This is a genomic window from Streptomyces sp. CB02058 (assembly GCF_001905505.1).
Taxonomy (GTDB): Bacteria; Actinomycetota; Actinomycetes; order Streptomycetales; family Streptomycetaceae; genus Streptomyces.
This window is the reverse complement of the sequence record NZ_LIPG01000011.1, coordinates 18,001-30,364: the sequence shown is the minus strand read 5'-3', so window position 1 is coordinate 30,364 and position 12,364 is coordinate 18,001. Positions and strand designations below refer to the sequence as shown.

The window sequence follows — 12,364 nt, the reverse complement described above, 5'->3', positions numbered from 1 at the left end:
GTCACCCAGCGAGAAACCAGGGACAATCACGTGGAAGCATCCGCTGAGCAGATCGTCGAAGCACTGCGCTCGTCCATGCTGGAGAACGAACGGCTGCGACAGCAGAACCAGCAGCTCACCGACCGTGCCGACGAACCCGTCGCCATCGTCGGCATGGCGTGCCGCTACCCCGGTGGCGTGCGCACCCCGGAGGAGCTGTGGCGCCTGGTCCGCGACGGCAAGGACGCCGTCGCCGGGTTCCCCACCGACAGGGGCTGGAATCTCGACGCCCTGTACGACCCGGAGCCCGGAGCCGTAGGCAAGTCCATCGCCCGTGAGGGCGGCTTCCTCTACGACGCCGTGGACTTCGACCCGGAGTTCTTCGGGATCAGCCCCCGCGAGGCGCTGGGCATGGACCCGCAGCAGCGGATGCTCCTGGAGACCGCCTGGGAGGCCTTCGAGAGCGCGGGCATCGACCCGACCTCCGCGAAGGGCTCCGCGACCGGTGTCTATGCGGGCGTGATGTACCACGACTACGGCCCCGGCAGCAGCGACGGCAGCCTGGTCACGGGCCGGGTCGCCTACACCCTGGGGCTGGAGGGCCCGGCGGTCACCGTGGACACCGCGTGCTCCTCCTCGCTGGTCGCGCTGCACTGGGCCGCGCAGGCCCTCCGCAAGGGCGAGTGCACGCTGGCTCTCGCCGGCGGTGTGACCGTGATGACCGAACCCGACATGTTCGTGTACTTCAGCGAACAGCGGGGCCTGGCGGCCGACGGCCGCTGCAAGTCCTTCTCCGCGGGCGCGGACGGCACCGGGTGCTCCGAAGGCGCCGCGCTCATCCTGCTGGAACGCCTCTCCGACGCCCGCGCCAACGGACACCCGGTACTCGCGGTGATCCGGGGCTCCGCCCTCAACCAGGACGGCGCCTCCAGCGGGCTCACCACCCCCAACGGCCCCTCCCAGCAGCGGGTCATCCGTCAGGCCCTGGCCGACGCCGGTCTGACCGCCGCCGACATCGACACCGTGGAGACCCACGGCACCGGCACCACCCTCGGGGACCCCATCGAGGCACAGGCCCTCATGGCCACGTACGGCCGCGAGCGCGCCCCCGGGGGAGAGCCGCTGCTCCTCGGCGCGCTGAAGTCCAACCTCGGACACACCCAGGCCGCAGCCGGGGTCGGCGGCGTGATCAAGATGGTTCTTGCCATGCAGGAAGGGTTCCTGCCGGGCATCGTCCATCTGGACGAGCCCACCCCTCAGGTGGACTGGTCCGCGGGAGCAGTGGAACTGCTCACCGAAGCCCGTGCGTGGCCGGAGACCGGCCGTCCACGACGAGCCGCCGTCTCCTCCTTCGGGATCAGCGGTACGAACGCCCACGTCATCGTCGAACAGGCCCCGTCCGCCGACGAGGACACCCCCACCCGTGCCGACGAGGACCCGCGCCACGCCCCTTCCGTCCTTCCCTGGGTGCTTTCAGGGAAGACTCCGCAAGCCCTCACGGCACAGGCCGACCGGCTGCGCGGTCACCTCGCGACCCGCCCCGAGGCCAGAGCTCTCGACATCGCCCACTCCCTGGCCACGGGCAGGGCCTCGCTCGAGCACCGAGCGGTCCTCATCGGCGAGGACCGCGCGGAACTCGACGCGGCGCTCGACTCCTTCCTCCGGAGCGAAACCTCCGCCACTCCGCGCCGCCGGGGCCGCACCGCGTTCCTGTTCACGGGTCAGGGTGCGCAGCGGTTGGGGATGGGGCGTGAACTTCACGCTGCCTTCCCGGTGTTCGCCGAGGCGTTCGACGCGGTGGTGGCGGAGCTGGATTCCCATCTGTCGGGGTCGTTGCGGGATGTGGTGTGGGGTGAGGATGCGTCGGTGTTGGAGCGGACGGAGTTCACTCAGCCGGCGTTGTTCGCGTTCGAGACGGCGTTGTTCCGTGTGCTGGAGTCGTGGGGTGTGCGGCCGGACTATCTGGCGGGGCATTCGGTGGGTGAGCTGACGGCTGCGCATGTGTCGGGTGTGTTGTCGCTGGCGGATGCGGCGAGGCTGGTTGCTGCGCGTGCGCGGTTGATGCAGGCCCTCCCCGAGGGTGGTGCGATGGTCGCCGTCCGTGCGTCCGAGGACGAGGTTCTTCCGTATCTGACGTCGGGCGCGGTGAGTATCGCTGCGGTGAATGGTCCGGATGCGGTGGTGATCTCCGGTGCCGAGCAGGATGTGCTGGAGGTTGTGGCTCGGTTCGAGGACGAGGGTCGTAAGACGAGTCGTCTGCGTGTCTCGCACGCGTTCCATTCACCGCTGATGGAGCCCATCCTGAAGGTGTTCGGCCAGCTGGCCGCCACTCTCACGTTCAACAGCCCGAATCTCCCGGTGGTGTCGAACGTCACCGGGGAGCTGGCCACCGCCGACGAGCTCCGTTCGCCCGAATACTGGGTGCGGCACGTGCGGGAGGCCGTGCGCTTCGCGGACGGCATTCGCTGCCTGGAGTCCAAGAACGTCACGACGTTCATCGAAATCGGACCCGACACCGTTCTCACAGCGCTGGCGCAGGACTGTGTCTCCGCAGGCGATGAGCAACAGGACGTCGTGGCCCTCATCCCGACACAGCGGCGCAATCGTTCTGAGCAACGCGAACTACTGGCAGGGCTCGGCGCGGCACACCTGCGCGGCGTGCCGGTCGACTGGAGCGCATGTCTTCGGAACACCGGCGCCAAGCGTGTCGATCTGCCCACATACGCCTTCCAGCGACAGCGCTACTGGCAGGAGAGCTTCACCAACGCGGCCGGCAAGGGCGATGCCGCCGGTGCGGGGCAGACTCCCCTCGACCACCCGCTGCTCCGGGCGGCCGTGAGCACGCCCGACGAGCGGATGGTCCTGACCGGCCGTCTCTCCCTCAACTCTCATCCTTGGCTTGCTGATCACAGTGTGCTGGGCAGTGTGCTGGTGCCGGGGACGGGTCTGGTGGAGCTGGCGGTGCGTGCGGGTGAGGAGGTCGGGTGCGGCCTCTTGGAGGAACTGACCCTTCAGTCACCTCTGATGCTGCCTGACAGCGACGCCGTACAGGTTCAGGTCGTCATCGATGCTCCGACCGAGGACGGCGGGCGGCCGGTGGGAGTCCACTCGCGGCCGGAGGCCGACCCCGAGGCGCCCTGGCGGCTGCACGCGGAGGGGATGCTGCGCCCGGAGGCGCCCGCTGCTGACTTCGATCTGGCGGTGTGGCCGCCGGCCGGCGCGGTGTCGGTTCCGGTCGTGGGTGCGTACGAGCGGCTGGCGGAGCAGGGGTATGGGTACGGCCCGGTGTTCCAGGGGCTGAGGGCTGTCTGGACGCGGGGTGAGGAGATCTTCGCCGAGGTAGCTCTTCCCGATGAGGCTCGCGAGGAGGCAGGGCGGTTCGGTCTGCACCCTGCTCTTCTCGATGCTGCCCTGCACGCGGAGATGCTTACCGAGGTTGCTGACGACAGTGCGCCGCGTCTGCCGTTCTCGTGGGCGGGTGTGTCGCTGTTCGCGGCGGGTGCGTCGGTCGTGCGGGTGCGGATCGTGCGCGGTGAGAAGGGCCTGCTGGCGTTGGAGGTGGCTGATGGTGCGGGTGTTCCTGTGCTGTCGGTGGGTTCGTTGGTGGCGCGTGAGGTGTCTGCCGAGCAGTTGAGTGCGGGTGGCCGTGCGGCTGCTGGTGGTTCTTTGCTGGCGGTTGAGTGGGGTGTGGTGGCTGGGGGTTCGGCTGCTGTTCCTGCGGGTGTGGGTTCGTTCGTGCGGTGGGAGGACGTTGCGGCTGGTGGTGTGGTGGGTGCGGATGCGGTGGTGTTCGCGGTTCCGGATGTGCCTGGGGATGTGCCGGGTGTGTTGCGGGGTGTTGTGGGTGGTGTTCTGGGTGTGGTGCAGGGGTGGTTGGCGGATGAGCGGTTCGCTGATGGCCGGTTGGTGATCGTTACGCGTGGTGCGGTGGCGGTTGATGGTGGTGGTGTGTCTGATCTGGCTGGTGCTGGTGTGTGGGGGCTGGTGCGGGCGGCGCAGGCGGAGCATCCGGGGCGGATTGTTCTGGGTGATGTGGATGGTTCTGCTGGTGCGGTGGAGCTGGTGGTGGGGTGTGGTGAGCCCGAGGTTGCGGTGCGTGAGGGCCGGTTGTGGGTTCCGCGGCTGGTGCGTGCTGTAGCCGGGCCGGCTGAGGCTGGCGGCGGTGGTGGTTCGTTCGGTGATGGCACGGTGTTGGTGACGGGTGGTACGGGTGGTCTGGGTGCGTTGGTGGCCCGGCATCTGGTGGGGGTGCATGGGGTTCGGGATCTGTTGCTGGTGAGTCGTCGGGGGTTGGGTGCTCCGGGGGCTGAGGTGCTGGTCGCGGATCTGGAGGCGGCTGGTGCGTCGGTGTCGGTGGTGGGCTGTGATGTCGCGGACCGTGGGGCGCTGGCAGCGGTCTTGGATGGTGTTGCGCTGTCGGGTGTGGTGCATGTTGCGGGTGTGCTGGATGACGGTGTGATCGGTGCGATGTCTCCGGAGCGGTTGGACGGGGTGTTCGCGCCGAAGGCTGATGCGGCGTGGCATTTGCATGAGTTGACGGCGGGGATGGATCTGTCGGCGTTTGTGATGTTTTCGTCGGTTGCTGGGTTGTTGGGTGGTCCGGGGCAGGCGAATTATGCGGCGGCGAATGCGTTTTTGGATGCGTTGGCTGTGGTGCGGGTGTGTGGTGGTTTGCCGGGTCGGTCGTTGGTGTGGGGGCCGTGGGCTGGTGTGGGTGGTATGGCTGACCGGTTGTCGGTCGGTGATGTGGAGCGGTTGGCGCGGCAGGGTTTCCCGGCGTTGGGTGCGGTTGAGGGTCTGGAGCTGTTCGACGCTGCGATGAGCAGGTCGGATGCGGGTGTGGGTGGGGCGGTGGTGGTGCCGTTGCCTTTGGATCTGGTGGCGTTGCGGTCCCAGCCGGCCACCGTCCCTCACCTCCTCCGCCACATGGTGCCTGCGGTGCGCAAGGTGGCCCGTTCGGGTGCTTCGTCGGGTGCGCTGAGGGCCCGCCTGTCCGGCCTCGGGGCGGAGGAGCGGGAGCGGCTGCTCCTGGACGTGGTGCGGGAACAGGTCGCGGGCGTCCTTGGGCATGCCACGGCCAACGCCATCGAGGCGGACCGTGCTTTCAAGGAGCTCGGCTTCGACTCCCTGACGTCCGTGGAGCTCCGCAACCGCCTCAATGCTTCAGCGGGCCTACGGCTGCCTGCGACCCTGGTGTTCGACTATCCGAGTGCACGGGCCGTCGCCTCGTACCTCGATACCGAGATGTCGGAGAGCGGGGCCTCGCAGGCCGCGGGCGACGTGGTCGTGCGCGGGGCGATCGCCGACGACGATCCGATCGTGATCGTGGGCATGGCCTGCCGCTACCCCGGCGGCGCGGAATCGCCCGAAGGACTGTGGGACGTGGTGGCCGAGGGCCGTGACGCCGTCTCGTCCTTCCCGACCGACCGTGGCTGGGACACCGGACGGCTCTACGATCCCGAGCCGGGCACGCCGGGCAAGTCGTACACGCGCATGGGCGGTTTCCTGCACGACGCGGCCCGGTTCGACCCCGACTTCTTCGGGATCAGCCCCCGTGAGGCGTACGAGATGGATCCCCAGCAGCGGCTGCTGCTGGAGGTCTCGTGGGAGGCCATCGAGCGGGCGGGCATCGTTCCGTCGACGCTGGCAGGTTCCCGGACGAACGTGTACGCGGGTGTGATGTACCACGACTACTCGGCAGGCGCCAACGAAGGCAGCCTGGTCTCCGGCCGCATCGCCTACACGCTGGGTCTTGAGGGATCGGCGGTGACGGTGGATACGGCGTGTTCGTCGTCGTTGGTGGCGTTGCATTCGGCGGTGCAGTCGTTGCGGTCGGGTGATTGTGATCTGGCGTTGGTGGGTGGGGTTGCGGTGATGGCGACTCCGGAGACGTTTGTGGAGTTCAGTCGTCAGCGTGGTTTGGCTGCGGATGGTCGTGCGAAGTCGTTTGCTGCGGGTGCGGATGGGACGGCGTGGGGTGAGGGTGCGGGGATGCTTCTGGTGGAGCGTCTTTCGGATGCGCGGCGTCTTGGGCATGCGGTGGTGGCGGTGGTGCGGGGTTCTGCGCTGAATCAGGATGGTGCGAGTAATGGTCTGACGGCTCCGAATGGTCCGTCGCAGGTGCGCGTCATTCGGCAGGCTCTTGCCAATGCGGGTCTGACTGGTGCTGATGTGGATCTGGTGGAGGCGCATGGTACGGGTACGACTTTGGGTGATCCGATCGAGGCGCAGGCGTTGTTGGCGACGTATGGGCAGGGTCGGGTTGAGGGTCGGCCGTTGTGGCTTGGTTCGGTGAAGTCGAACATGGGTCATACGCAGGCTGCTGCGGGTGTGGCGGGGATCATCAAGGTTGTTCATGCGATGCGGCATGGTGTGTTGCCGAAGACGTTGCATGTGGATCGTCCGTCGGATCAGGTGGATTGGTCTGCGGGTGCGGTGGAGTTGTTGACGGAGGCTCGGGAGTGGCCGGCGACGGTGGGTCCGAGGCGGGCTGCGGTGTCGTCGTTCGGGATCAGCGGCACGAACGCGCACGTGATCATCGAGCAGGCTCCGGACGAGGAGCCTGTGCAGGGCGAACGATCCGAAGAGTTCCCGGTGCATGCGTGGGTGCTCTCGGCCGCCGGTGAGGATGCGTTGAAGGCGCAGGCTGCGCGTCTGCTGGAGCGGGTGGCCGGGTCTGAGATACGTCCGGTGGATGTGGGCTTCTCGCTGGCGACCTCGCGTGCGGTGCTGGATCAGCGTGCTGTGGTGGTCGGCCGTGACCGGGATGAACTGTTGGCTGCTTTGGGTGTGTTGGCGGAGGGCCGTGAGGGCTCCGGTGTGGTGCGGGGGACTTCACGTTCTGCTGGTGCTCTGGCCGTTCTCTTCACGGGTCAGGGTGCGCAGCGGTTGGGGATGGGGCGTGAACTTCACGCTGCCTTCCCGGTGTTCGCCGAGGCGTTCGACGCGGTGGTGGCGGAGCTGGATTCCCATCTGTCGGGGTCGTTGCGGGATGTGGTGTGGGGTGAGGATGCGTCGGTGTTGGAGCGGACGGAGTTCACTCAGCCGGCGTTGTTCGCGTTCGAGACGGCGTTGTTCCGTGTGCTGGAGTCGTGGGGTGTGCGGCCGGACTTCCTGGCGGGGCATTCGGTGGGTGAGCTGACGGCTGCGCATGTGTCGGGTGTGTTGTCGCTGGCGGATGCGGCGAGGCTGGTTGCTGCGCGTGCGCGGTTGATGCAGGCCCTGCCCGCCGGTGGTGCGATGGTCGCCGTTCGTGCTTCCGAAGACGAGGTTCTTCCGTATCTCACGTCGGACGCGGTGAGCATTGCTGCGGTGAATGGCCCGGACGCGGTGGTGATCTCGGGTGGCGAGGATGAGGTCCTTGCGCTCGCGGCTCGGTTCGAGGCGGAGGGGCGTAAGACGAGTCGTCTGCGGGTTTCGCATGCGTTCCATTCGCCGCTGATGGAGCCGATGCTGGCCGAGTTCCGTACGGTTGCGGAGAGCGTGACGTTCGGCGAGGCTCGCATTCCGGTGGTCTCCAACGTCACCGGCGAGCTCGCGACCTCGGATGATCTGCGTACCCCCGAGTACTGGGTGCGTCATGTCCGTGAGGCGGTCCGTTTCGGAGATGGCGTTCGTGCGCTGTCGGCTGCTGGGGTCTCGGTGTTCCTGGAGGTCGGCCCGGACGCCGTCCTCACCGCCATGGCGCAGAGTTCTGCGGCTGACGCGGTGTTCGTGCCGGGTCTGCGGCGCAACCAGAGTGAGCCCGAGGCTCTGGTCACGGCGCTCGCGCGGCTGCACACCGTCGGCCACAGCCCCGACTGGGCGGCGTTCTACGCGCCCACCGGAGCCCGCCGCGTCGACCTGCCCACGTACGCCTTCCAGCACCAGCACTACTGGTCGCTCCCCGCAGTTGCCGATGGCGACCCGGAATCGCTGGGGCTGGTGCCGGCCGGCCACCCTGTCCTGGGTGCGGCTGTCAGCCTGCCCGACGGGGGAGTGGTCTTCACCGGCCGCCTTTCCGTCACCACCCAGCCCTGGATTGCGGACCACAACATCCTGGGCAGCGTGCTGATGCCTGGGACGGGCCTGGTGGAGCTGGCGCTGCGTGCGGGAGACGAGGTCGGGTGCGGCCTGCTGGAGGAACTGACGCTTCAGTCACCGCTGGTACTGCCGGAATCCGACGGATTGCAGGTCCAGGTCGCGGTCGGTGCTGCCGCGGACGACGGCGCACGGGTGGTGCGTGTGCACTCCCGCGCGGAGAACGACCGGGACGCTCCGTGGACGCAGCACGCGGAAGGGATCCTGTTGCCACAGGCTCCGGCACCCGATTTCGACCTCACCGTGTGGCCGCCGCAGGGCGCCGAGCCCGTGTCCGTCGACGGCACGTACGAGCGGCTGGCAGATCAGGGTTACGGGTACGGCCCCGTGTTCCAGGGGCTGAAGACGGTGTGGCAGCGGGGCGAGGAGACCTTCGCCGAGGTGACGCTTCCGGAGGAGGCCCGCTCGGACGCCGGTCGATTCGGGTTCCACCCCGCTCTTCTCGATGCCTCCCTCCACGCAGTGCTGCTGACCGGCTCGAGCGGGGACAACGATGAGGAAGGCGCCGAGGACAAGGGCCGGACGATGCTTCCCTTCTCCTGGAGCGGTGTCGCCCTTCACGCCGTGGGAGCCGCCGACCTGCGGGTGCGGTTGGTGCAACAGGGCAGTGTGTCCCTCATCGAAGTGGCGGACGGCGAAGGTGGCCCCGTGCTGTCGGTCCAGGCGCTGACCGCCAGGGCTGTCGACCCGGACCAGCTGCGTGGGACGGACGCGGGCGGAGTCGATCCGCTGCACCACCTGGACTGGACGGCGGAATTCGCAGTGCCTGCGGCTGCCCCGTCCCTGACGTCCTGGGCCGACGTGGTCGACGACCAGGCCGTCGCGACGGATGCGGACGTCCCCGAGGTCCTGGTGTACACCTGCCCGGCGACCTCTGTGGGTGACGGGCCGGGGGGCAGCACGCGAGCTGTTCCGGCTGTGGCCCACGAGGTGACGGCCACCGTGCTCGCTGTGCTGCAGCGATGGCTGACCGATGAGCGGCTCGCCGACGCGCGGCTGGTGATCGTCACGCGAGGCGCGGTCTCCGTGGAGGGCGGGCAGGTGACGGATGTGGCCGCCTCCGCAGTCTGGGGGCTGGTTCGCGCCGCCCAGGCGGAGAACCCCGGCCGGATCGTCCTGGCCGATCTGGAAGGGCCGGCGGACGGTTCCCGTGACTCCGCATCGGTCGATGAGCTGCCGGGCGCGGTGCAGTTCGCCATCGCTTCGGGAGAGTCCGAAGTCGCTCTGCGGGGCGGTCGTATCCGCGTGCCCCGACTGGTCCGTACGGTCTCCGAGCCTGGGAGCTCCGGTGGCGCCGAGGATGCCGCCCACGGCCCGGCTCCGTTCGGGGACGGCACGGTGCTCGTCACCGGCGGGACCGGTGGCCTCGGAGCGGTGGTGGCACGCCACCTCGTGGCCGTACATCAGGTGCGGCACCTGGCGCTCGTCAGCCGCCGGGGCGCTGACGCCTCCGGCGCGACGGACCTGGCCGCGGAGCTCGAAGCCGCGGGTGCCCAGGTGACCCTTGCGGCCTGCGATGTCTCCGACAGGGAGGCTCTGGCCGCCCTGCTCAAGGAATTCGACGCCGAGCGGCCGCTGACCGGAGTGGTGCACGCGGCCGGTCTCCTGGACGACGGCGTCGTCACCGGTCTCACGCCGGAACGCCTCTCCAGAGTGTTCGCGCCCAAGGCCGACGCGGCCTGGCACCTGCACGAGCTGACCGCCGGCCTGGATCTCTCGGCATTCGTCATGTTCTCCTCCGTCGCCGGTGCTCTCGGCAACCCCGGGCAGGCCAACTACGCGGCGGCCAACGCCTTCCTGGACGGCCTGGCCGCCCACCGCCACGCCCACGGCATGGCCGCGCAGTCCATCGCCTGGGGACTGTGGGAAGAGGACAGCGGAATGACCGGCCATCTCGCCGCCGACGACACATCCCGCCTGGGGGTCGCCGCGCTGCCCGCCGAGTCCGGGCTCGCCCTGCTCGACGCGGCTGTGTCCTCAGGTGCTCCGCAGCTGGTGGCGGCCCGCCTCGACCTGCCGGCGCTACGGCGCCGCCGGGAGACGCTCTCCAACGTGTTCCACGGCCTGGTGGGCGCTCCGCCCCGGCGCGCCGAGGCCGCCTCGGGGACGCGGCAGGAGGATGCGGGCGACGAGCTCCGCCGTCGGCTTGCCGGGGTTGATCCCGAGGCGCGGCGTCAGGAGCTGCTCGCCCTCGTACGTTCGCAGGTGGCGAAGGTCCTGGGCCATGAACGCTCCGAAGCCGTTGACGTCAACCGGGGGTTCATGGACGCCGGTATCGACTCGCTGATGGCGCTGGAGCTTCGCAACGGAATCGGTGCGTTGCTCGGTCGCCGCCTTCCGGCAACGTTCGTATTCGACTATCCGTCGGTCACCGCCGTGGTCGGCCATATGCTCGACGAGCTCTTCGGCGGTGAAGCGGCGAACGGCACCGACCTCCTGGAGGCCGAAATCCGTAAACTGGAATCGATGATGGCCGGAGTTGCCGCGGACGAGAGTGACCGCACTCGAATCGCCGATCTGCTGCGCGGCATCGCCGCCGGCTGGTCGGACGACCCCGCGGACGGCACCGCATCGGAGGAGGCCGGGGTCGACCTCGACTCCGTGACCGCCGACGAGCTCTTCGGCATTCTCGATTCCGAACTCGACGCCCGGAACTGAGGTATTCCTCCGGCCGTGCTTCTTTCGGGATAACCCGCGGCCCGGCGCACCCCTTGCTCCGGGCCGCCCCTCAACCCCTTCGGTGCCTCCCCCCGTACCGAAGGCGACTGCGCACCACCGTGTACCGAATCGCCTGCCAGCTCAGGCGGCACACGTCCCCCGGCCACTCGGTACCCCCCCACCGAGCCCCGGCCCGGACGTGGCGGTGCACGGTGGTGCGCCATTCCATGTCCCGACTCGGTGGGATTGCAGCCCGTGCCCTAGGGGCGGCTAGGGGTTGGCCGCCCCTCGGCGCACTCAGTAACGTCGCTATCGGTGAATCGGCTCTTATGGCCGGATGCTTTCCCTGGCGATGCTCGCTGCATTTCCTGGCATTCGGAATTTATGGGCCGACGTGAACTCCTTCGGCCGTGGACGAATTCAGTGGGGTGACTGGTGAGCAGCGAGGAGAAACTTCTCGACTATCTCAAGCGAACGACTGCTGAGCTACGGGACGTCCGAAAGCGCCTCACGGACAAGGAACAGCACGACACCGAGCCGATCGCCATCGTGGGAATGGCCTGCCGCTATCCGGGCGGTGTGGAATCCCCCGAGGACCTGTGGCGATTGGCGGCCGAAGGCAGGGACGCGGTATCCGCATTCCCGAAGGACCGCGGCTGGGACACCGATCACCTGTACGACCCCGAGCAGGGCAAGCCGGGGAAGACCTACACGAAGGACGGCGGCTTCCTCCACGGGGCCGCCGGCTTCGACCCGGCCTTCTTCGGGATCAGCCCCCGGGAAGCCCACGACATGGATCCGCAGCAGCGGCTGCTGCTGGAGGTGTCGTGGGAGGCCATCGAGCGGGCGGGCATCGTTCCGTCGACGCTGGCCGGCTCGCGAACGGGTGTGTTCGCGGGCGTGATGTACCACGACTACACGGACGTCGGCGCAACCGGCTCCATCGTGTCCGGGCGGGTGGCGTACACGTTGGGTCTTGAGGGTCCGGCGGTGACGATGGATACGGCGTGTTCGTCGTCGTTGGTGGCGTTGCATTCGGCGGTGCAGTCTCTGCGGTCGGGGGACAGCTCGCTGGCGTTGGTGGGTGGCGTGACGGTGATGGCGACTCCGGAGACGTTCGTGGAGTTCAGTCGTCAGCGTGGGTTGGCTGCGGATGGTCGGTGCAAGTCGTTCGCGGCGGCGGCCGATGGCACAGGCTGGGGGGAGGGCGTCGGTGTCCTGGTGGTGGAGCGGCTCTCCGACGCGCGGCGCAACGGCCACCCGGTGCTCGCAGTGGTCCGCGGGTCGGCAGTCAACCAGGACGGCGCCAGCAGCGCACTCACGGCCCCGAACGGACCGTCGCAACGCCGCGTCATCCAGGAAGCACTGCGGAACGCCCGCCTGACCACCAATGATGTGGATCTGGTGGAGGCGCATGGTACGGGTACGACTTTGGGTGATCCGATCGAGGCGCAGGCGTTGTTGGCGACGTATGGGCAGGGTCGGGTTGAGGGTCGTCCGTTGTGGCTTGGTTCGGTGAAGTCGAACATGGGTCATACGCAGGCTGCTGCGGGTGTGGCGGGGATCATCAAGGTTGTTCATGCGATGCGGCATGGTGTGTTGCCGAAGACGTTGCATGTGGATCGTCCGTCGGATCAGGTGGATTGGN

Annotated in this window: 1 protein-coding gene and 1 pseudogene; both read left to right on the top strand. The window is 68.6% G+C overall.

The genetic code is table 11. The features are described from left to right. Positions 1 to 30: 30 nt before the first annotated feature. Positions 31 to 10,716 carry a type I polyketide synthase gene (locus tag AMK10_RS38575; RefSeq protein ID WP_198959867.1) on the top strand — a complete coding sequence of 3,562 codons (10,686 nt, stop codon included), beginning with the start codon at positions 31 to 33 and terminating at the stop codon, positions 10,714 to 10,716. Positions 10,717 to 11,151: 435 nt separating this feature from the next. Continuing rightward, positions 11,152 to 12,363, top strand: a pseudogene (locus AMK10_RS38425) (type I polyketide synthase); the annotation flags it as partial. Position 12,364 lies beyond the last annotated feature (1 nt).